Raw genomic sequence first — 20,837 nt, 5'->3', positions numbered from 1 at the left:
AACATGAATCGTCTTATGCCCATCCTGGTCGGCCTGCTCATCGTGCTGGCCCTCCTTTCCTCCAGCGTTTTCGTGGTGCGCGAGCGCGACTATGCCTTGGTGTTCTCGCTGGGCGAGGTCCGCCGCGTCATCAGCGAACCTGGCCTTTACTTCAAGGTTCCGCCGCCTTTCCAGAATGTCGTCACGCTCGACAAGCGCATTCTGACCATCGAAACCAACGAAGCCGAGCGCATCCAGACTTCCGAAAAGAAGAACCTGCTGATCGACTCCTACGTCAAGTGGCGCATTGCGGATCCCCGCGTGTTCTACGTGACGTTCGGCGGTAACGAGCGCGCGGCCCAAGAGCGTCTGCAGGCTCAGATCCGCGACGCCCTGAACGCGTCGGTCAACGTGCGTACCGTGCGGGACGTGGTCTCGACCGAACGCGACAAGATCATGACGGAGATCCTGGAAAACGTCGCCAAGCGTGCCGAGCCCCTGGGCGTGCAGATCGTCGACGTGCGCCTGCGCCGCATCGAGTTCGCACCGGAAATCTCCGAGTCGGTCTACCGCCGCATGGAAGCCGAGCGTACCCGCGTCGCCAACGAGCTGCGTTCCATCGGCGCCGCCGAAGGCGAGAAGATTCGCGCGGAAGCAGATCGCCAGCGCGAGGTCATCGTGGCCCAGGCGTACGCCAAGGCCCAGGGCATCATGGGTGAGGGGGACGCCGCAGCGGCAGCCATCTACGCCCAAGCCTATGGCAAGAACCCGGACTTCTACACGTACTACAAGAGCCTGGAAGCCTATCGCGCATCGTTCTCCAAGCCGGGCGATGTACTGGTCGTGGACCCCAGCTCCAGCTTCTTCCAGTTCATGAAGGATCCGGCGGGCGCTGCCTTGGCGCCGGTCACCGTGCCGGCCAAGTGATCTTGCCCAGCTAGCACGAACGAAAAGCCCCTCGGGTCCCTGAGGGGCTTTTCTGCTTCAGGCGGGACGATTTCCGCCCGGTATCGAGGGCGCGGCCGGGCAGTCCGGCCACGCCCGACCCACGGCTGGCGCTCGCGGCTGAACCATGTACAATACCGCGTAAGCTAGAAAACATTCCGCAGCGGCTGAGCGGGCTTACGCCCCTCAGCCGCTTTTCGTTTGGGCGACGCCCACGCATCACTTGGCGTTATTCAGGTAAACACATTCATGGGTAACTGGCTGCTGCCCGAAAGCCTTGCCGACGTACTTCCGGCAGAGGCTCGGCGCATCGAGGAACTGCGCCGCGAACTTCTCGATCTTTACCGTACTTACGGGTTCGAGCTGGTCGCGCCGCCCCTGGTCGAGTACATCGATTCATTGCTGTCGGGCACCGGCAGCGATCTGGATCTGCGCACCTGCAAGCTGGTCGACCAGCTTTCGGGCCGCACGCTGGGCGTGCGCGCGGACATGACTCCCCAGGTTACGCGCATCGACGCGCACTTGCTGAACCGCGCGGGCGTCACCCGCCTGTGTTACTGCGGCAACGTGCTGCATGCGCGCCCCTCGGACTTGCTGTCCAGCCGCGAACTGCTGCAGATCGGCGCTGAAATCTACGGCCATGCCGGATTCGAAGCCGACCTCGAAATCATCCAGCTCGTGCTGGAAACGGTTGCCATCGCTGGCGTGCGCAATCCGCGCCTGGACCTGTGTCATTCCGGCGTGCTGCGCGCCATCCTGAAATCGGACCCGGCAGCGGCCGAACTGGCGCAGGACGCCATCCGGCTGATGCGCGACAAGGATGTGCCCGGATTGGGTGAGCTCGTGGCGCGCGCGCCCGGCATTCGTCCGGAAACGTTGAAGGCGCTGCAGTTGCTGCCCACGTTGTACGGTGGTCCCGAAGTGCTCAAGGTTGCCCGCCGCGACCTGCCGGCACTGCCGGGTGTCGCCGAGGCGCTCGACGCGCTTCAGGCGGTGGTGGATGCGATGCCGAACGTGTCGTTCAGTGTGGATCTGGCCGACGTGGGCGGTTACGCTTACCACACGGGCGTCAAGTTCGCCCTGTACGCCGAAGGCTGGCACGACGCGTTGGTCAGTGGTGGCCGCTACGACGACGTCAGTCGCGCGTTCGGCCGCGCGCGTCCGGCCACGGGCTTCAGTCTTGATTTACGCAAGCTGGCGGCGGGTCTGCCGCCGGCGGAAAGGGCGCGAGCGGTTCGTGCGCCCTGGGGGCAAGCCCCCGCTCTGACCGAGGCGGTTCGCCGCTTGCGCCGGTCAGGGGAAATCGTCGTTCAGGTATTGCCCGGTCACGAGCAGGATCAGGACGAATTCGTTTGCGATCGCGAGCTGGCGCTGCAGGATGGCGTCTGGACGGTCAAAACGCTGTGACTAACTCCCTCTCGGAAACGAGGGGGCCGCGGGGAGATTTCCGGATTTCCCGAGAAACTCGAAATTGATTCGTATCATGAGCAAGAACGTAGTCGTAATCGGCACCCAATGGGGTGACGAGGGCAAGGGCAAGATCGTCGACTGGCTGGCGGAATCCGTCCAGGGCGTGGTCCGCTTCCAGGGCGGTCACAATGCCGGCCATACGCTGTGGATCAATGGCAAGAAGACGATTCTTCGCCTGATCCCGTCGGGCATCATGCACCCCGGCGTCACCTGCTTCATCGGCAATGGCGTCGTGCTGTCCCCGGAAGCCCTGCTCAAGGAAATCGAAGAGCTGGAGGCCGCCGGCCTGGATGTGCGTTCGCGCCTGCAGATCTCCGAAATCTGCCCGCTGATCCTGCCGTACCACGTCGCCATCGACAAGGCGCGTGAAGCACGCAAGGGCGAGGGCAAGATCGGCACCACCGGTCGCGGCATCGGCCCGGCCTACGAAGACAAGGTCGCCCGCCGTGCCCTGCGCGTGCAAGATCTCTTCAATCCTTCGCTGTTCGACGAAAAGCTCGCCGAAGTGCTGGATTACCACAACTTCGTGCTGACCAAGTACCTGGGCGCGGAAGCCGTTTCGGCCAACGAAGTCCGCGATCAAGCCATGGCGCTCGCGCCGGCCATCGCCCCGATGGTCAAGGATGTCTCCAGCAACCTGTACGCCATGCAGCAGGAAGGCAAGCGCCTCCTGTTCGAAGGCGCACAAGGCGCGTTGCTGGACGTCGATCACGGCACGTACCCCTTCGTCACCAGCAGCAACTGCGTGGCAGGTGCGGCCTCGGCCGGCGCCGGCGTGGGTCCCCAGCAACTGGATTACGTCCTGGGCATCACCAAGGCGTACACCACGCGCGTCGGCTCCGGCCCGTTCCCCACGGAACTGGTCGACGAGATCGGCACCCGCCTGGCCACCATCGGCAAGGAATTCGGTTCGGTCACGGGCCGTCCGCGCCGCTGCGGTTGGTTCGACGGCGCGGCGCTGAAGCGTTCGGTCCGTCTGAACGGCATTTCCGGTCTGTGCATCACCAAGCTGGACGTGCTGGACGGCCTGGAAACCATCCAGTTGGGCGTCGGTTATCGCGTCGATGGTGAATTCCGCGACGTGCTGCCCTATGGCGCGCACGCCGTGGCGCAGGCGCAACCGGTGCTCGAAGAGCTGCCCGGCTGGAGCGAGTCCACCGTCGGCATCACCGAATACGCCAAGCTGCCCGCCGCGGCCCGCCGCTATCTCGAGCGCGTGGCGGAAGTCTGCGGTGTGCCGATCGACCTGGTGTCCACCGGTCCGGACCGCAACGAGACCATTGTTTTGCGTCATCCCCTGAAGGGCTGACATCGGGTTATTATTCCCAAGGCCGCCGCCGGTCATACCGGCGGCGGCCTTTTCGTATTTTTGTGCAGGAGATGCTTGCCTATGAGCACGCCGACCAGTGACGATAGCCATCTGTGGGTAACGTGGGACGATTACAACCGCTTGATCGAGCGCCTTACTTTGCAGGTGCATCAGTCGGGCTGGAAGTTTGACAAGATTCTTTGCCTGGCGCGCGGCGGTATGCGTGTGGGCGACGTCATGTCGCGTATTTTTGACGTGCCGCTGGGCATTCTTGCCACCAGCAGCTATCGCGAGGCAGCCGGCACCAAGCAAGGCGACATGGACATCGCCCAGTTCATCACCATCACCCGCGGCACGCTTTCCGGCCGGGTGTTGCTGGTGGACGACATGGTTGATACCGGCAAGACGTTCAACAAGGTGTTCGATCACCTGAAGAGCCAGTTCGCCGACATCACCGAATTGCGCAGCGCCGTGCTGTGGTGGAAGGGACATTCCCTGGCAACGCCCGACTATTACGTCGAGAAGCTGCCCACGAATCCCTGGATTCACCAGCCGTTTGAAGATTACGACAGCTTGCGTCCCCATCAGCTGGAAGCCTGGATCCGCAAGGGTTCCCAGAGCTGATCGCCGGCGGGGCAGGGACGGGGTGCTGGCCGCGGTCGAGCGCTGGCAGTAGGCAAACCGTCCTTACCCATGCTAGAATCGCTGGTTATCGCTAAACCGAACTTGGCTTGTTACTCTCTGGGTAGTCTTTGGGTAACGGAAACAGCCAGCTCAAACCCGGGCGAAAGCGTGCCCGGGTTGCGCTTTCAAGGCGTTGCTGGAAAAGCAAGCCAGGTTTGTCATCAACTTTGTTACCCTACAAGCAGGCCAATTACTTTATGCCTATCGTTCGACTGAAGGAAAACGAACCGTTTGAAGCCGCTCTGCGCCGCTTCAAGCGCACCATCGAAAAGACCGGTTTGCTCACCGAACTGCGCTCGCGCGAGTTCTATGAGAAGCCCACCGCCGAGCGCAAGCGCAAGCATGCCGCCGCCGTGAAGCGCCACTACAAGCGCATCCGTAGCCAACAACTGCCCCCGCGCCTGTATTGATTTCTGATTCCCGAATCTATTGATTCCAGAATCATTCATCCAGGATTTGCTCGCCCGAGTCGACGTCGTCGACGTTGTCGGGCGATATGTGCAGTTGCGAAAGGGTGGGGCCAACTTGCTTGGCCTGTGCCCCTTTCATAACGAAAAAAGCCCCTCGTTCACTGTCAGCCCCACCAAGCAGTTCTATCACTGCTTCGGATGTGGTGCACACGGCAGCGCCATCACCTTCTTGATGGAACATACGGGCGCCAGTTTCCCCGACGCCGTGCGCACGCTCGCGGCGTCGGCGGGAATGACGGTCCCCGAAGAAAACCGCAGTCCCCGCCAGCAGCAGGAATCGGCGCGCCGCAAGGCCGAAGAGTCCCGCCATACGCAGGTGCTCGATGCGGCCCAAGCCCATTACCTGAAACAGTTGCGTGCTTCTCCCGCGGCCGTCCGCTATTTGAAGCAGCGCGGTCTGACCGGCGAAATTGCTGCGCATTTTGGATTGGGTTGGTCCGGTACGGACCGCCACGGCTTGTCCCAGGTGTTTCCCAATTACGAAGACCCCACGCTGGTGGAGTCCGGACTCGTCATCGAGTCCGAAGACGGGCGCCGCTACGACCGCTTCCGCGAGCGGGTGATGTTCCCGATCCGCAACGCGCGCGGCAGTCTTATCGGATTTGGCGGCCGGATCATCGGCAAAGGCGAGCCCAAGTACCTGAACTCGCCCGAGACGCCCTTGTTTTCAAAAGGGCAGGAGCTCTACGGCCTGTGGGAGGCGCGTCAAGCCATCCGCCAGGAAGGTCAGGTCATCGTCGTCGAAGGCTACATGGATGTGGTCGGGCTGGCGCAGCAGGGCATCGCCAATGCCGTCGCCACGCTGGGCACCGCCACCACCCCGGATCACGTCAAGAAGCTGCTGCGGTCCAGCGACAAAGTCATCTTCAGCTTCGACGGTGACAAGGCCGGACGGCGTGCAGCCTGGCGCGCGCTGCAGGCCTGTCTGCCGGTGCTCAGGGACGATATCGCGATCCGCTTTCTGTTCCTGCCGGCCGAGCATGATCCCGATTCGTATGTGCGCGAATTGGGGGCCGAAGCGTTCCGCGCGTGTCTGGGCGATGCCGTGGCGCTGTCCCGGTTCCTCCTGGACGAGCTTGCATCGCATCACAACATGAACGAAGCCGAAGGCCGCGCCAGTTGCCTTCACGAGGCCAAGCCGCTGTTGTCAGCGATTCCTGAATGTGCGCTGCGCGTGCAGATCGAACGGGAAATGGCCAAGCTGGTTCAGCTGACGCCCGAGGAAATGGCGCAGGTCTTGGCGCAGCAACCCGCCAAACCGTTCGCACCCGGCCCGCGGCCAGCGCCCGGCGCGGGTGAAGCCGGAATGCCTTCGGGTGGCGAGCCCGGTCATGACGGCGGTCCGCCCGACATGGGCTACGACTTCGGCAACCACGACTTCAGCGACATTCCGGCAGACGAGTCGGACTTCACCGATTACGGCCAGTACGCCTCGCACGGCGACGAGCCGAGCGGCGGCGCGGGCGGCTGGCAACAAGGCGGCAAGCAGGAATGGAAGGGCAAAAGCGACTGGAAAGGTAAGGGCGACTGGAAGGGCAAGGGCGATTGGAAAGGTGGCAAGGGCAACTGGAAAGGCCGGCGCGACAATGACGTTGGCGGCTTCGAGGGGCGCCGCACCATGCCGTCCCTGGCCAAGCGGCTGTTGAGTCTGCTGCTTGCCCATCCCGAACTGGTGGACTCCATGGGCGACCAGCAGCTTGAAGTCATCGACCATGGCCCCCATCTAGGATTGGTACGGGACCTGATCATGCTGGCGCAAACCAGCGGTGCGCGCCATGTCGGTGCGTTACTGGAGGCCGCTGAGCCGGACTCGGACCTGGCCACTGTCTTGAAAGGGTTGCGGGCGGACATCCTCGCTCAGGAAGACCTGCCTGATCCCCAGACCGAATGGGACGACGCCTTGCGGCGAATCGAATTCGATTCGGCGAAAACGGAAATGGCCAAGCTGGCCGCTTCAGGGCTTGCTTCGGAAGAGGCGCGCAAACGCTATCTGGAGCTGTCTAGCCGTATGACGGTCTTGAAAGGTGCTGGGTTGCGCTAAATACGCTAAAATCAAAGGTTTTCCGCTCATGCGGGGTGCCCAAGTGCGCTGGTCAAGGCTTAACGCCATTGCCAGTTGCGACCCGACTGTTGCATGATCGACAAAATTGAAGGTCGGTATGGAAGTTGATTGTTCGCCATACCGATACAGCAGTAGCAGGAACGTGAAATGTAGTTGGGCACCGGAATCTATTCCGGATGCCGGAATCTAATACTTATTGTGCCAATTGGACGAGAGCGGCAAGCCGCTCGGGCACCCGGTAGTTGAACGCTTCAAAAAATCCGGATGCGTGTGTCTGAATTGTTACATGGTTAATTAATATAGCTGAGCGGTGGATCAATAGCAGTTCAGCGGCGGTCAATCCGCGTGGCGTTAGTGGTTCGGGTGCTGTGTATACCTAGCTGCTTGGGGCAATGGCCCGATAAGCGAGCAAAGCCTATTTATAGGCAGGCAGCCCCCCCAACGTCCGGAATCCGCCGGTGAATGAGGTCATGCACGTCTTGCGCCAGAACGGTAAAGCACCCGGTACGGCGCCAGAAGGGCTCGAAAGAGCCGGTGCTGCGAACAACGCAGCCGCGTGAACTCCGCCGATCCACCAGATTTACCCGTATTCCAAGCCGCCCCGGGTCCGTACCCGGCGCGGCGTTATGCGGTGCAACATGCCCAAACGGGTTGCGACGACCACGGAAGCGACTATGACCAAATCCACCGGCAAATCCTCCTCTGCAATTGATGCGGCCGAAACCCAGGCTGTGGCGCCCAAGCGCGCCGTCAGCATGGCCGCGGAAAAAGCGCCCGCCAAGACGGCGGTGAAGGTCGCCAAGCCCGCTGTCAAGACGGCCGCCAAAAAGGCAGCCAAGACGGCCGTTGCCGCGGACAAGCCTGAAAAGGTGACGAAGGCCCGCGCCAAGAAGGCCGAAGACAAGCTTGCCGACCTGGTCGGCAGCGCACGCCCCGCACCGAGCGGCCGCCGTCCGGGCCGCCCCGCCAAGAACGCCAACAACGACTCCGATGGTTTCGACGATCCGATGGACGGCGAAGGCGAAGTCCTGCCCGACCTGAAGCCGCCGAAGCGCGGCGGCAAACGTGGCAAGGCCGATCCCAAGGATCTGATCGCCCGCGGTCCCGTCACGCCGGAAGAATACGAAGCGCGCCGCAATCGCCTGAAGCAGCTGATCAAGCTGGGCAAGGACCGCGGCTACCTGACGTACGGTGAAATCAACGACCATCTGCCCGACGATCTGGTCGACGCGGAAGCCATCGACGGCATCATCAGCACCTTCAGCGACATGGGTATCGCGGTCTATGACCAGGCGCCCGATGCCGAAACCCTGCTGATGAGCGAAAACGCGCCGGTGGCGTCCAACGACGACGACGTCGAAGACGAAGCCGAAGCCGCGCTCACGACCGTGGACTCCGATTTCGGCCGCACCACCGACCCGGTCCGCATGTACATGCGCGAAATGGGCTCGGTCGAGCTGCTGACCCGCGAAGGCGAAATCGAAATCGCCAAGCGCATCGAAGACGGCCTGAAGCACATGGTCATGGCCATCTCGGCCTGCCCGACCACCATCAACGAAATCCTGGCCCACATCACCCGCGTGCGTGAAGGCCAGGCGCAGATCGACGAAGTCGTCGACGGCCTGGTCGATCCGGAAGACGGCGAAGAATACGCCGGCGCCGGTGTCACCGCGGATGAAGACGAAAGCGACGACGGCCCCGCCGGCGGCATGTCCAGCAAGCAGCTGGAAGACCTGCGCGTCAAGGCTCTGGCCAAGTTCGACGAGGTCAACAAGCAGTTCGACAAGATGCGCCTGTCGTACGAGAAGGACGGCTACAAGTCGGACATCTACGTGCGCGCCCAGGAATCCATCCAGAACGAACTGATGGGCATCCGCTTCACCGCCAAGATGGTGGAAAAGCTGGCCGACACGCTGCGCAACCAGGTTGAAGAAGTCCGTCAGCTCGAGCGCGCTGTCCTGCATACGTGTGTGGACCGGGCCGGCATGCCGCGCCTGCACTTCATCAAGGTGTTCCCGGGCAACGAAACGAATCTGCAGTGGGTCGTCGACGAAGTGGCCGCTGGCCATCCGTACGCCGAAACGCTGGAGCGCCAGATTCCCGCCGTGCAGGAACTGCAGCAAAAGCTGATCGACCTGCAAACGCGCGTCGTGCTGCCGTTGAAGGACCTGAAGGACGTCAACAAGCGCATGGCCACCGGCGAAGCCAAGGCTCGCAAGGCCAAGCGCGAAATGACCGAAGCCAACCTGCGTCTGGTGATCTCGATCGCCAAGAAGTACACGAACCGTGGCCTGCAGTTCCTGGATCTGATCCAGGAAGGCAACATTGGCCTGATGAAGGCCGTGGACAAGTTCGAATACCGTCGCGGCTACAAGTTCTCGACCTACGCAACGTGGTGGATCCGTCAGGCCATCACGCGCTCCATCGCCGACCAGGCGCGCACCATCCGTATTCCGGTTCACATGATCGAAACGATCAACAAGATGAACCGCATCAGCCGTCAGATTCTGCAGGAAACCGGCGCTGAGCCGGATCCCGCGACGCTGGCGCAGAAGATGGACATGCCTGAGGACAAGATCCGCAAGATCCTGAAGATCGCCAAGGAACCGATCTCCATGGAAACGCCCATCGGTGACGACGACGATTCGCACCTGGGTGATTTCATCGAAGACACGTCCACGCTGGCGCCTTCGGATGCAGCGCTGCATGGTTCGATGCGCGACGTGGTCAAGGAAGTGCTAGACTCTCTGACCCCGCGTGAAGCCAAGGTCCTGCGCATGCGTTTCGGTATCGAAATGAGCACGGACCAGACCCTGGAAGAAGTGGGCAAGCAGTTCGACGTCACGCGCGAGCGCATCCGCCAAATAGAGGCTAAAGCGCTGCGCAAGCTGCGTCACCCCAGCCGGGCCGACAAGCTGAAGAGCTTCCTGGAAGGGCAGTAAATTTCCTGGGCCTCTAGCTCATGCCTGGTTAGAGCAGCGGACTCATAATCCGTTGGTGCCGAGTTCGACTCTCGGGGGGCCTACCAAAGAAATCCTGAGCGATCAGGTACCGCAGCCGCCAGCAATGGCGGCTGTTTTGTTTTTGGCGTCCAGGCGTACGAGAAGGCTCAATGACCGCGCATCGTTGACCGTTCCGTATTGGTAACCCCGCGTAACACTTCCTCGTCCAAAAGGACTATTCCTCAATAATCCTCGAAACCGCCCACGGCTGTGGGCGATGAGGGAAGGGCCCATCCGCCCCGTCCGATGTTTGGCATGTGCTGATACCGAAGCCCGATCGGAGGAAGTTTCATGAAAAACAACCCTCTGCATGCCGGCGTGCTTTCTCGCTCGTCGCTGCTCCCTCTCCTGGCATTTCCTTGGCTATCGGCCGCTCAGATCACCATCGAGAGCGGGCAGACGGTATCCGTCCCGGGTACGCAGGCTTCCCCCTGGAACATAAATACTTCTCTCCTTGTCGGTAACGCGGGAACCGGCACGCTGAATGTGTTGAGTGGCGGCCTGGTGAGCAGCCCCGACGCTTACCTGGGGGGTATTTCCGGCGGCGCCGGGTTGGTCTCGGTGACAGGACCGAACGCGCGATGGGAGGTGTCCTTCAACGGTTTAAGCATGCTGAATGTAGGGTGGAGTGCGGCAGGGACGCTGACGGTTGCCGGGGGCGGCGTGGTCCAGAGTCAGCGCGCCACGCTCGGGGAATTCGACGATGGCGTAGGCGTTGTGACCGTCACTGGCGCGGGCTCGCAATGGATAAACAATCAGCTGCTCTTCATCGGGATGTCGGGTGTGGGGAGTTTGAACATCGCGGACGGCGGCTATGTTTCGACGGGGTCAGGCTCCATTGGCGTCTTTGGCGGCAAAGGAGCGGTGACGGTTAGCGGGGCCAATTCTCAGTGGCTTTCCGGCTCGCCCATTCAGATTGGCTCGTTCGGAAGTGGCAGCCTGACGATCTCCGAAGGCGGGAAGGTGATCGCTCCCGGCGCGTTGATAGGCTCGACAGCTTCCGGGATCGGCAAGCTTGTCATCGGCAGCGATGCGGGCACTGCGCCGGTCGCGCCTGGCACGCTGGAAACCACGCGCGTTTCATTTGGCCCGGGCGACAGCCGTGTGATTTTCAATCACACGTCTTCCAGTTATGTGTTCGATGCGACGATCAACAATGGCGCCAACAATGGCGCGGGGTCCAATACTGGATTGGTCGGCGGCGGGCGGCTGGAAGCGATGGCGGGGCGCACCATCCTGAATGCGGACCACAGGGACTTTACGGGTGTCGCGCGAATAGGCAGCGCGGGCATTCTTCAGGTCAATCGCGATCTGTCGGGCGCGTCGATGCAGATTCTTACGGGCGGTACGTTGGAAGGGCGCGGACGGGTGGGCAGTGTCGTCAACGCAGGCACCGTATCGCCCGGGGCATCGTTGGGCACGCTGACCATCAGCGGAAACTACACGGGTAGCAGCGGTTCGTTGCTGCAACTGGAGACGGTGCTTGGCAATGATGCGTCGCCCGCTGACAAACTGGTTGTGACAGGCAATGTTGCGGGCAATACCGCTGTCAAAGTCACCAACCTGAGTGGCAGCGGGGCGCAGACGGTAAACGGAATTCGAGTTATAGAGGTCGGCGGCGCGTCGCCCGCAAATGCCTTCACCCTTCAGGGCGATTACCGGGCCGAAAACGGTCAGCAAGCCGTGATCGCCGGCGCGTATGCCTACACGCTTGAACACGGCGGCAGCGAGACGCCCGCGGACGGTCACTGGTACCTCGTATCCGAGTTCAGGGAGCCCGGGACGGCTCCCGAACCGGAACCAGGGCCCGGACCCATTCCGGAACCCGGACCCGGGCCTGGCGCACCGGTGGAGGAAATTCCCGGCATGCCCGAAGAGGGGCCGCGCTATCAGCCTGGCATACCGCTTTTCGAGCAGTATCCCCAGGTGCTCGCTTCCCTCAATACGGTGCCGACGTTGCAGCAACGCATCGGAAACCGGTTCTGGCGAACTGACGGTCAACTGCCCGCAGCCGGAGAAAAATACGGGGGGTGGGCTCGCATCCAAGGGTCCACCAGTTCAATGAACCCGGCACAGTCGGCGACGAAGTCGAGCCGGGATATCGATCTGTGGAAGCTGCAAACCGGCATTGACGTCGTGGCGAACCGCCGGCCGGATGGGTCGATGCTGGTGGCCGGCGTGAATCTTTCTCATGGCAACGCGTCCGCCGATATTGCGTCTCCGTATGGCCGGGGCGAGATCGACACGACCGGCACGGGCGTGGGCGCCAGCCTGACGTGGTACGGGGCCAGCGGGTTCTACGTGGATGGACAATTGCAGACCATGTGGTTCGACAGCGATATCTCGTCGCGCACGATCGGGCGTGATGAGGTGAAGGGCAACAACGGAAACGGCGTCGCCATCTCCGTGGAGACGGGCTATCGCTATGACATCGGCAAGGGGTTCTCGCTGACTCCGCAGGCGCAGTTGATTCGGTCTCGCGTGGACTTCGACAGTTTCACGGACCCGTTCGGCGCGAAGGTGCGGCTTGACGATGGCGACAGTCTGACCGGACGTTTGGGCGTGTCGCTCGACTATGAACCTGAGTCTTCTGCTACGAAGGACGCGGCGGGGCGAACGCATGTGTACGCCATCGCGAATCTCTATAACGAGTTCATGAATGGCACAAACGTCAACGTGGCTGGCGTGTCTTTTAGAAGCCGGGATGAGCGTCTGTGGGCCGAGCTTGGCGTCGGTGGAACCTATCTGTGGAACAAGGGGCGCTACGGTGTGTATGGCAACCTGAGCGTAGCCGGCGCCACCAACAACATGAGCGACAACCATTCCGTGGGCGGCATGATCGGATTTCGCGTGCAATGGTAGGGACCGTCCAAGGCTCGTACGCGAAAGGGCAATAGCTCCCGCGAATAGCAAAGCCCCGCCAGCAGGCCCCCCAAATGGAAGAGCGCCCCAGCTCAAGATGAGTCTGAGGCGCTCCTGCCCGGCTTCGCACGCGATGGGTGTCAGACAGCCCGGCAACTCAAATCTACTGCTGGCAATCCGGCCCGGCAATAGGGGAAACCCTTGCGATAAACGGGGTTGAATCATCTTCTTCTCCAGGTTCGCCGACGGGCGCGCGCGTCAAGGTGCGGGGGCGAATTTGTCCGTCTCGGCATCCACGAATTGTTCGCCGGCCGCCGGCTGGCGACACTGGCCTCCACGTTCATTGCACGGGAGAGCAGACATGTGGGGGCATCGAAAACGCCAGTTGGGCCAGGGTATGACCGAGTACATTGTCGTGGTGGCGCTGGTCGCCGTCGCGGCAATCGCGGTCTATCAGTATTTCGGACAAGTGGTGCGTTCGCAGACGGCAGCGATGGCCCGCGAGCTGGCCGGCGAAGATGGCAGCACGCAATCCAAAGCCGCGCAGCAGGCGGCCCAGAAGGCTGCCGCGCAGACCAAGGCGCGATCGCTCAAGTCATTTACCGGCAATGCCGAGATCGCGAATTGAGGGCGCATCCATCATGTTCGCCGATCAACAGCGCGGCCAAGCCCTGGTCTTGGGTATCGTCATTGCGGCCGTCGGTGCGGCGTCGCTGGTGGTCCTGTACAACTTTGGCCAGACCATCGAGGCTCGAGGCCGCCTCACCCATGCGGCCGACGCGGCCGCCTATAGCGGCGCGCTGGTTCAGGCGCGCGCACTCAATGCCATTGCCTACGTGAATCGCAGCCAGATCGCGCATCAGGTTGCCATGGCGCATCTGGTGACGTTGGGGGCGTCCGCGCACTATCTCGATGCGATGCAATCGCAGCGCCAGCGAGGCAATCCGCCGGCCAGCCTGATCGCCATGCTTTTCGGACCCGACGCCGGGGCGGCCTATCAGGGCGCGCGGGGGCTTTCGAATGCCGACGGCCGGCTCGCCTCTGCTTTCGCGCAACACGATCGCGTCGTGCATCAAGTGCTGGAAATGGCGGCGCGAGAGATTGTGGGTGACCTTACGGCATCACGGGACCGTGCAATGCGTGAGGTGCTGACTGCCAACTATCCGGCGTTCGGTGAGATCAACGCTGGCGGGGCGTCCGCTGCTGCATCGCCAATTGATCTGAGACTGCTGGCCGACGGGTGGCCTGGCTACACGGAGCGCCACGCCGCGACGCGCATGGCCGGCTTGCGCCCTGCAACGGAAGACGCGGTGGCTCGCTATGGGTTCCTGAATCGCCGCAACGACACACGTCGCAATCCTTGGGCAGTCAGCTCACGTTGTCCCTTGCATCGGCACGAGCTCAGGCGGCGCGGTTCGACCTGGCTGGGGCCGGACGGCCATTGGGGCGCGTTGGACACGCAGTCCTACCACGCGCTGCGCTCGAACCGTTGGATCGGCTGCTATTTTCGCGAGTACGCGATGGGATGGGGAACCGTGCAGGGCGAAAAAAGCCGTGCCCCAGACGACGTGGAATATGTCGAGGATCCGCCCGCGGACTTTTCGCAGGAGGACTTCTGGCGGTGGGTCGAGCACGCCACCTCGTGGAACATCTTTGACGGGGCCACCAATCCGATGGCGAACTCCTACGCCATGGCGTCGACCCGGCGCTGGCCGGGGCGCGGACTGCCGGCGTATCGGGAAGTCGCGTCGAAGCGTCTTGCTGAGCCCTTACGGTTTGCCATTGCGGTCAGCCTGGATTCCTCCGTCGTTAAAACCACGGATGCCGACAGTGCCGTCACCGCGCCAACTGGTCAGTTTCGCTACACCGCATTGGGGCGGACCGGCGCCGTCACGGTCAGCACGGCGGCCGAGACGCACTTTGCGCGGCCGGAACGGCGCGCCGACGGCAGGTCGGAACTGGCCACGCTCTTTCGGCCCTATTGGCAGGCTCGCCTGTCCGCGCTTACGCAGCAGGAAGCCGTGCAGGCCGGGAGGCTTCGATGAAGAGGCGCGGGTCAACCGAACGCGGGCAGGCGGTGGTCGAGGCGTTGCTGATTTTGCCGCTGTTGGCAGTGCTGCTCTGGGCGGTCTCCGATATCGGCGCCATGCAGTTTTCAGCGCAGCGCAACACGCAAGTCAGCCGGCAGGCTGTCATGGCGGTGGCGTTGGGGCAGCCGGCGGCAACGCTGCGTGCGCCGTCAGGAATGGTCCTGACCGACGCGGCCCAGAGTCGGCCGGGGACCGCCGTGGCCGGCGCCGCGGCGTTGCAGAACGACTGGTTCGGCGGGGCAATGCAGTTGTTGTCCGTGCAGACCCGTTCGCTGCCGCTTCCGGGGAACGCCATGTTTGGATTGCCGATCTCGCGTCACATCAGTATCGCAAGCGGAGCGGGCTATGCGCATGGCGACGCCGACGCGCAACGACGCGTGGGCGCATCGTCGGCAGGGTGGTTGCAGGCCGGCCGCACGTCGCTGGCCGAGGCCGAGCGCATGCAGCGTCAAGTCAGCAAGGTCGAGGTCCCATGGGGGCGGCCTGCGTTGTCGCTGGATTGGCTTTCGGCGTGGCATGACGTGGTGCCGAATGATCGGCTTGGCAAGCGTGCGGAGGACGGAAGATGAATCGGGCACGAACGTTTCCCAAGCGGTGGGGCATGTGGCGCCGCGTTGGTTTGCTCGCTGTCGGCGTTGGCCTGTGCGGTGGATTGTTGCTGCCTCAGCGCGCCAGTGCGTCAGCGGGCGTCCTCAGCCTTGAGGGCCTGCGATTGCCCGCGGGGGCTGTGCGCGAGCGCCTGGCGGACCGGATGTGGCTGCACGGGATGCCGGCGCAGGTATGGGTGCTCGATGTGCCCCAAAACCCGTCGGCCGTAGCTAAAGCGCTGGCTGCCCAGCAGCCTGCATTGGCAGATCTGCACGTGCTGCCCGGACAACTCATCTTGTCCGGCCGCGTCGGCAATGACCGCTGGGTTGCGCAATTGGAAAGTGCTGGAATGGACCGTACTGTCGGCAGCCTTTCGGCGATCAGTGTTCGTGCGGCTCCCACCGCGCAGTTGCCCGGGTGGCTGCCGAAGGGCGCGCGCGTCAAATCGGATGTCGCCGTGATGGAGTCCGGCGTCAAGGTTTCCGACCGCATCTGGCAGTACGCGGTGCCGCCGCAAAAACTGGCCGAACTCCTCGATGCCGGAATGCGGCGGGCGGGATGGGTTCAGCAGGGCGAAGGCGCCGATCAATGGTGGGCGCGTGAACGCGAGCGGATGAAGCTGTGGTTGGTGCCTTTGGACGGCGGCAGCGGGCTGCGTGCACTGGGGTGGGCGCCATGAATCCCTGGATCATTCGCGGCGCCGTGCGGCTGCGCCGTACCGGCGTGTACGGATTGGCCGTGCTGGCAGGACTGGTGGCCGCCTGGGCCGTGCGGGAACACGTCCAGCAGCGCGTCCAGGCGCTGGAAGCCGAGGCGCACACGCCGTCGGTCAGTCGCCTGGTGGCTGCTTATGACCTGCCGGCCGGCACGCTACTCGAAGAGATGCACCTTGCTGTGCGCCAGATTCCGCAGCCCTGGGCGCCGGGGGCCAGTGTGGATCCCCTTGAGGTTGTCAGCGTGATCGGCGCCACGCTTCTTGCTGATGTCGCGCATGGCGAACCCCTGCTCAGAAGTTTCATGACCTTCGAAGCGCCGCAGCCCTCGCTGGCGGCGCGGCTCCGAGCGGGGCAGCGCGCTCTCACGGTTGCCGCCACGGATCTCGGCGGGCTGGCGGACATGCTGAAGGGCGGCGACGCGATCGACATCTATGTGACCTTCAATCACCGCCAACGCGAGCTCACCGTGCCGGTGCTGCAGAGCATGCGCGTCCTGACCGTCGGGGGCGAGGACGGCGCTGGCAACATCACCTTGGCGGCGACGCCCGATGAAGCCATGCGGTTCATCGCCGCGCGGCAGGCTGGGGTGTTGACTGCAATGTTGCGTCATCGCGATGACGCAGCATCCGTGAACCCCGCCGCGCAAAGCGATCTGGCTTCGCTCATCGGACTGGACGCTGAACCCAAGCCTGCGCCGGGCGTTGCCATTCTTTATGGCGATCGCCTGGACGCGTGGGCAAGCATCGACTCGGAGGGGCCATGACGCCAATAAGAACTTTCCTGGTCTTCGTGCTGTGCCTGGTTTGCCACCCCGCATGGTCTGACACCCAGACATTGGAACTGCAGGTCGGCGAGACCCGCGTGTTGCCGCACCCTGGCGTGAGGCGGGTGGCCATCGGCAATAGCCAGGTGGTCAACGCCGTGGCTGCCGAAGGGCGCGAGATCGTGGTGTTCGCAAGGGCGGAAGGCGTGTCGTCCGTGCATGTCTGGGCAGGCCGCGATCGCATCGCGGCCTACGAGCTACGCGTGGTGGCCGCCGGTACGCCGCGCTTGCGCGAAGAGGTTCTTAGCCTGCTCTCCCGCATCCCGGGTGCGCGAAGCTCGAGCGTGGGCGGCCGCATTTTGATCGAAGGCGACGATCTGTCCGACGATGACCGCTCGCGCATCGCGGCGCTGGCGGACCGGTATCCGGAGGTCGTGGATTTCACGGGACAGGTCGGGTGGGACCGCATGGTGCTGCTGGACGTGCAGGTGGTCGAAATTCCCACGTCGCGGCTGCAGGAGTTTGGCGTGCGCTGGGATGGCCTGACGCAGGGGGGCGTCAATGCAGGATTGGCGTGGGATGGCGGATCTCGTGGCCGCATGACCCGGCCGGGCGAGCAGATCATCGAGACGGCGGCACCGGTCTCGTCGGCCGCGGGTTACTTCGGCGTCAACGCGTTGCTGTCGGCACGTATTGCCGCGCTGGCGCAAACCGGAGAAGCGGTCATGCTCGCGCAACCGCAGCTTCTTGCCCGAAGCGGCGCGAGCGCGACCTTTCTTGCAGGCGGGGAAGTGCCTTACGCTTCCACCGATGCGCAAGGCAATCCCACCACGCTATTCAAACCCTATGGCGTGTCGCTGAACATCACGCCTCGGATCGACCGCAACGGCGTCATCCGGTCGCTCATCGAAGTGGAGGCCAGTTCAGTCGACACCTCGCTAAGCCTTCCGGGCGGCCCGGCGCTGCGGACACGCCGCGCGTCTACCGAGTTCAATGTGCGTTCCGGCAACACGCTTGTCATCGGCGGCTTTCTCTCGCGCGAGCAGGGCTCCGACGTCAGCGGCTTGCCGGGTCTGCGGAACATTCCGATCCTGGGCGCGTTGTTTTCCTCTACCCGCTATCAGCGCCGCGAGACCGAACTGGCTATCTTCGTGACGCCAAAGATCGTGTCGCAGGGCGAGCCCGCCATGGCGGATCGCGTTCGGCGCGGACGCGAGATGCTTGAGTCGACGTTTCCGAATCCTCCCCAACTGGGAACGGCGGTGCCTTCCGACGCGGCTGGGTGGGATCCCTATGCGGGCGCCGGCTCGCAATGGGTCACGCGTTCGGCGGGTGCTGGTTCGACATTGGCGAAAGGGCCGTGATGCTAAATATTGAACTGACCTTTGAGGACGCCGCGCAGCAGCAGCTCAAGCTGCCCGCGCCGGTGCTGATTGGAAGGGGCGCTGATTGCGCGTTGCGGATTCCAACCTGGAGGATTGGCCGGCAACATGCCCGGCTGGTTTGCGAAGCAGACGTCATCGTCCTGGAAGACCTGGGTACGCTGGCGGGTACGATGGTCAACGGCGTCAGGGTGGTGCGGCACGCGCCGGTGCTGCCTCACGACGAGATCCTTATCGGGCCTTGCAGGCTACGCGTGTCGAGGCTTGCGCCCGAGGCAGCCGACCGCGTCGACACTCCGGATGCCGCGCCTTGGGGCGCCGCGCAATCCGGACAACCTCCTACGTACGATGCTGATTGCGTCCCGGCGGCGGTCGCTTCGCCGGGCCCCGCTCATCGGCTGCACGACCGCCGCCGCCTCCATGCGGCCCTGCTGAACGCGTTGGACCTGCGCCGGCGCGATGTGGCCGGGATGAGCGATGGCATGCTCCGCGCCGAGGCCGAGCGTCTTTTGATGCAGATCGTGGCCACGGACGCCGAACTTCCGTCGCAGGCCGACAAGGCGGCGCTCTGCCGCGAGGTGCTGGATGAAGCGGTGGGACTCGGGCCGCTGGAACCGTTGCTCGCTGCGCCGGATATCACGGAAATCATGGTCAACCGCTACGACGAAATTTACGTCGAGCGTGCGGGCCGCCTGTGGCGCGAACCGGCTGCGTTCACCAGCGAGCAATCGGTGCGCTGGGTGATCGAACGCATCGTGACCCCATTGGGACGCCGCATCGATGAAAGTTCTCCGATGGTGGATGCGCGGCTGCCCGATGGGTCACGGGTGCACGCCATCATTCCGCCCGTGGCGATGAAGGGCGCCAGCCTGACCATCCGGAAGTTTCCGCAGCGGCGGCCGCAGATGCCAGACCTGATTGCGCTGGGCGCGCTGAGCGACCCGATGGCACGATTTCTGTCGCTATGCGTCAGGATGCGCAAGAACCTGGTCGTGTCGGGCGGTACGGGTTCCGGCAAGACGACGCTGCTGAACATCCTGTCGAACGAGATTCCTGACGGCGAGCGCGTGGTCACGATTGAAGACGCGGCGGAGTTGCGGCTGCACCATGCGCATCTGGTCGCGCTGGAGGCGCGGCCGGCAAACCAGGAAGGCAGGGGCCGAGTCGACATCCGGGAACTCGTGCGCAACGCGTTGCGTATGCGGCCGGACCGCATCGTGGTGGGCGAGTGCCGGGGCGCTGAGGCGTTCGACATGCTGACGGCCATGAATACGGGCCATGAAGGCTCCCTGACCACACTGCACGCCAATTCTCCACGGGACGCCTTGGCCCGGTTGGAATCCATGATTTTGATGGCGGGGCTGGACCTGCCGCTGTCGGCGGTCCGCGAACACATTGCCGCCAGTGTGGACGTGGTCGTGCAGCAGGCGCGGTTGTCGGATGGACGCCGGGTCATCACCGCGATCGTTGAAGTGGCAGGCATGGAAAGCGGCCGCATTCAGTTGCAGGACCTGTTCGGCTTTGATCGAGCCCATGGGTTTCGCGGATGCGGCGCGCTACCTGGATTCGCGCAGGAATGGGGGGACAAGGGCGTAAGCCTGGATACCGCATGGTTTTCGGACTCGGCGGGCCGGGTGCCTGACTTCGGCGCTTTTGCGCAGGGCTTGCCATGATCTGGCTTGCGGCAGCGGCCGCCATGGTGTGCGCCGGGTTGCTGGCGTGGCGTGCGCAGAACTGGTTTGCGCCGGCGCTTCGGCGCTACCGCGAGGTCTACACCCAGGACGCGAGCGTGCGCTTGAGCGAAGTGTTTTTGTTCATCGACCCGCGCCAATTGTGGGTGGGCGCAGTTGGCTGCGGTGTAGCGGCCGCGGTCGCCGCGTTCACGGCCACCGGCAGCGCGCTGGTGGCGGTCTTGTTCGCTCTCCCGTCGGCGCGGCTGCCACGAATGGTTGTAGAAGGTTTGCGGCGACGGCGTGCGCGACGCTTTGAAGCGCAATTGCCCATGGCGCTGTTGATGCTGGCATCCGCGTTGCGGGCCGGCGTGGCCATGACGACCGGTTTGCGCCATGTCGTGGAACAAAGCAGCGCACCGCTCGCCCAGGAGTTCGGTCTGATGCTGCGGGAACAGCGTCTGGGCGTGCCGTGGGACGTTGCGCTGGACAATCTGCAGGCCAGGATGCCTGCTGACTCGACCTCGCTGGTGGTGGCGGCAATGCGCATCGCGGCAAAGACCGGCGGCAATCTGGCGGAAGCCCTGGAGAGCATCGCGCAGACATTGCGTGTCCGCCTTCAATTGCAGGCAAAGCTGCTGGCGTTGACGTCCCAGGGGCGGCTGCAGGCATGGATCGTCGGGGCTTTGCCTTTGCTGTTGCTGGCGGTGCTCGACCGACTGGAGCCGGAAATCATGGGGCTGTTGTGGCATACGCCGATGGGGTGGGGCGTGCTGGCCATCGTGGCGGTGCTGGAGACGGCCGGCGTAATGCTGATCCGGCGAATCATGCGGATTGATATCTGA

Annotated in this window: 16 protein-coding genes and 1 tRNA gene; all 17 read left to right on the top strand. The window is 63.5% G+C overall.

Going from position 1 to position 20,837, the window contains the following annotated elements:
• Window positions 1–3: 3 nt before the first annotated feature.
• The 17 genes from hflC to KW836_RS27170 all read left to right on the top strand — a co-directional run bounded on the left by hflC (window position 4) and on the right by KW836_RS27170 (window position 20,837).
• Entirely contained in the window at window positions 4–906 is a 903-nt protein-coding gene (hflC, locus tag KW836_RS27250; RefSeq protein ID WP_175125028.1) for a protease modulator HflC, read from the top strand.
• 267 nt (window positions 907–1,173) lie between these two features.
• Window positions 1,174–2,331, top strand: coding sequence for an ATP phosphoribosyltransferase regulatory subunit (locus KW836_RS27245; RefSeq protein WP_175139278.1), 1,158 nt, complete (start codon window positions 1,174–1,176; stop codon window positions 2,329–2,331).
• A 76-nt stretch (window positions 2,332–2,407) separates the two neighbouring features.
• A complete protein-coding gene (locus tag KW836_RS27240; RefSeq protein WP_218345276.1) occupies window positions 2,408–3,703 on the top strand; it encodes an adenylosuccinate synthase in 1,296 nt (431 codons plus the stop codon).
• Between the two features lie 81 nt (window positions 3,704–3,784).
• Entirely contained in the window at window positions 3,785–4,327 is a 543-nt protein-coding gene (locus KW836_RS27235; RefSeq protein ID WP_056315724.1) for a phosphoribosyltransferase, read from the top strand.
• A gap of 257 nt (window positions 4,328–4,584) precedes the next feature.
• Window positions 4,585–4,797, top strand: coding sequence for a 30S ribosomal protein S21 (rpsU, locus tag KW836_RS27230; protein WP_006218592.1), 213 nt, complete (start codon window positions 4,585–4,587; stop codon window positions 4,795–4,797).
• A gap of 19 nt (window positions 4,798–4,816) precedes the next feature.
• Window positions 4,817–6,898, top strand: coding sequence for a DNA primase (dnaG, locus tag KW836_RS27225; protein ID WP_218345275.1), 2,082 nt, complete (start codon window positions 4,817–4,819; stop codon window positions 6,896–6,898).
• 695 nt (window positions 6,899–7,593) lie between these two features.
• Window positions 7,594–9,861 (top strand): RNA polymerase sigma factor RpoD, encoded by a 2,268-nt coding sequence (gene rpoD, locus KW836_RS27220; RefSeq protein WP_175139236.1) that lies wholly within the window; start codon window positions 7,594–7,596, stop codon window positions 9,859–9,861.
• A gap of 7 nt (window positions 9,862–9,868) precedes the next feature.
• A tRNA-Ile gene (locus KW836_RS27215) sits at window positions 9,869–9,947 on the top strand.
• 265 nt (window positions 9,948–10,212) lie between these two features.
• Entirely contained in the window at window positions 10,213–12,783 is a 2,571-nt protein-coding gene (locus tag KW836_RS27210) for an autotransporter outer membrane beta-barrel domain-containing protein (protein ID WP_218345274.1), read from the top strand.
• A gap of 361 nt (window positions 12,784–13,144) precedes the next feature.
• Window positions 13,145–13,411, top strand: a complete 267-nt coding sequence (locus tag KW836_RS27205) for a hypothetical protein (protein ID WP_056315734.1) — start codon at window positions 13,145–13,147, stop codon at window positions 13,409–13,411.
• A gap of 13 nt (window positions 13,412–13,424) precedes the next feature.
• Window positions 13,425–14,828: a hypothetical protein gene (locus tag KW836_RS27200; protein ID WP_218345273.1), complete on the top strand. Its 1,404-nt coding sequence runs from the start codon at window positions 13,425–13,427 to the stop codon at window positions 14,826–14,828.
• Between the two features lie 32 nt (window positions 14,829–14,860).
• Window positions 14,861–15,442 (top strand): pilus assembly protein, encoded by a 582-nt coding sequence (locus KW836_RS27195; RefSeq protein WP_370633082.1) that lies wholly within the window; start codon window positions 14,861–14,863, stop codon window positions 15,440–15,442.
• On the top strand, window positions 15,439–16,140 hold the full coding sequence (locus KW836_RS27190; RefSeq protein WP_218345271.1) for a hypothetical protein: 702 nt from the start codon (window positions 15,439–15,441) through the stop codon (window positions 16,138–16,140). The genes KW836_RS27195 and KW836_RS27190 overlap by 4 nt, the downstream gene beginning before the upstream one ends.
• Window positions 16,137–16,940 carry a Flp pilus assembly protein CpaB gene (cpaB, locus tag KW836_RS27185; protein ID WP_218345270.1) on the top strand — a complete coding sequence of 268 codons (804 nt, stop codon included), beginning with the start codon at window positions 16,137–16,139 and terminating at the stop codon, window positions 16,938–16,940. The genes KW836_RS27190 and cpaB overlap by 4 nt, the downstream gene beginning before the upstream one ends.
• Window positions 16,937–18,304 (top strand): type II and III secretion system protein family protein, encoded by a 1,368-nt coding sequence (locus KW836_RS27180; protein WP_218345269.1) that lies wholly within the window; start codon window positions 16,937–16,939, stop codon window positions 18,302–18,304. The genes cpaB and KW836_RS27180 overlap by 4 nt, the downstream gene beginning before the upstream one ends.
• On the top strand, window positions 18,304–19,995 hold the full coding sequence (locus KW836_RS27175; RefSeq protein ID WP_218345300.1) for an ATPase, T2SS/T4P/T4SS family: 1,692 nt from the start codon (window positions 18,304–18,306) through the stop codon (window positions 19,993–19,995). Before KW836_RS27180 ends, KW836_RS27175 begins: the two co-directional genes overlap by 1 nt.
• Complete coding sequence (locus tag KW836_RS27170; protein WP_218345268.1) at window positions 19,992–20,837, top strand: type II secretion system F family protein; 846 nt, start codon at window positions 19,992–19,994, stop codon at window positions 20,835–20,837. Before KW836_RS27175 ends, KW836_RS27170 begins: the two co-directional genes overlap by 4 nt.

The organism is Achromobacter sp. ACM05 (genome assembly GCF_019218915.1).
Classification (GTDB): Bacteria; Pseudomonadota; Gammaproteobacteria; order Burkholderiales; family Burkholderiaceae_B; genus Achromobacter; species Achromobacter animicus.
Note: the sequence above shows the minus strand (reverse complement) of the source record. Positions and strands in the feature narration are given on the sequence as shown.

Excerpts from the sequence above, each read along its gene's own strand:
- KW836_RS27245 (WP_175139278.1), top strand. The coding sequence starts at position 1,174 with ATGGGTAACTGGCTGCTGCCCGAAAGCCTTGCCGACGTACTTCCGGCA.
- cpaB (WP_218345270.1), top strand. The coding sequence starts at position 16,137 with ATGAATCCCTGGATCATTCGCGGCGCCGTGCGGCTGCGCCGTACCGGC.
- KW836_RS27175 (WP_218345300.1), top strand. The coding sequence starts at position 18,304 with ATGCTAAATATTGAACTGACCTTTGAGGACGCCGCGCAGCAGCAGCTC.
- rpoD (WP_175139236.1), top strand. The coding sequence starts at position 7,594 with ATGACCAAATCCACCGGCAAATCCTCCTCTGCAATTGATGCGGCCGAA.
- KW836_RS27180 (WP_218345269.1), top strand. The coding sequence starts at position 16,937 with ATGACGCCAATAAGAACTTTCCTGGTCTTCGTGCTGTGCCTGGTTTGC.
- KW836_RS27170 (WP_218345268.1), top strand. The coding sequence starts at position 19,992 with ATGATCTGGCTTGCGGCAGCGGCCGCCATGGTGTGCGCCGGGTTGCTG.
- rpsU (WP_006218592.1), top strand. The coding sequence starts at position 4,585 with ATGCCTATCGTTCGACTGAAGGAAAACGAACCGTTTGAAGCCGCTCTG.
- KW836_RS27205 (WP_056315734.1), top strand. The coding sequence starts at position 13,145 with ATGTGGGGGCATCGAAAACGCCAGTTGGGCCAGGGTATGACCGAGTAC.
- KW836_RS27200 (WP_218345273.1), top strand. The coding sequence starts at position 13,425 with ATGTTCGCCGATCAACAGCGCGGCCAAGCCCTGGTCTTGGGTATCGTC.
- KW836_RS27190 (WP_218345271.1), top strand. The coding sequence starts at position 15,439 with ATGAATCGGGCACGAACGTTTCCCAAGCGGTGGGGCATGTGGCGCCGC.
- hflC (WP_175125028.1), top strand. The coding sequence starts at position 4 with ATGAATCGTCTTATGCCCATCCTGGTCGGCCTGCTCATCGTGCTGGCC.
- KW836_RS27210 (WP_218345274.1), top strand. The coding sequence starts at position 10,213 with ATGAAAAACAACCCTCTGCATGCCGGCGTGCTTTCTCGCTCGTCGCTG.
- KW836_RS27235 (WP_056315724.1), top strand. The coding sequence starts at position 3,785 with ATGAGCACGCCGACCAGTGACGATAGCCATCTGTGGGTAACGTGGGAC.
- KW836_RS27240 (WP_218345276.1), top strand. The coding sequence starts at position 2,408 with ATGAGCAAGAACGTAGTCGTAATCGGCACCCAATGGGGTGACGAGGGC.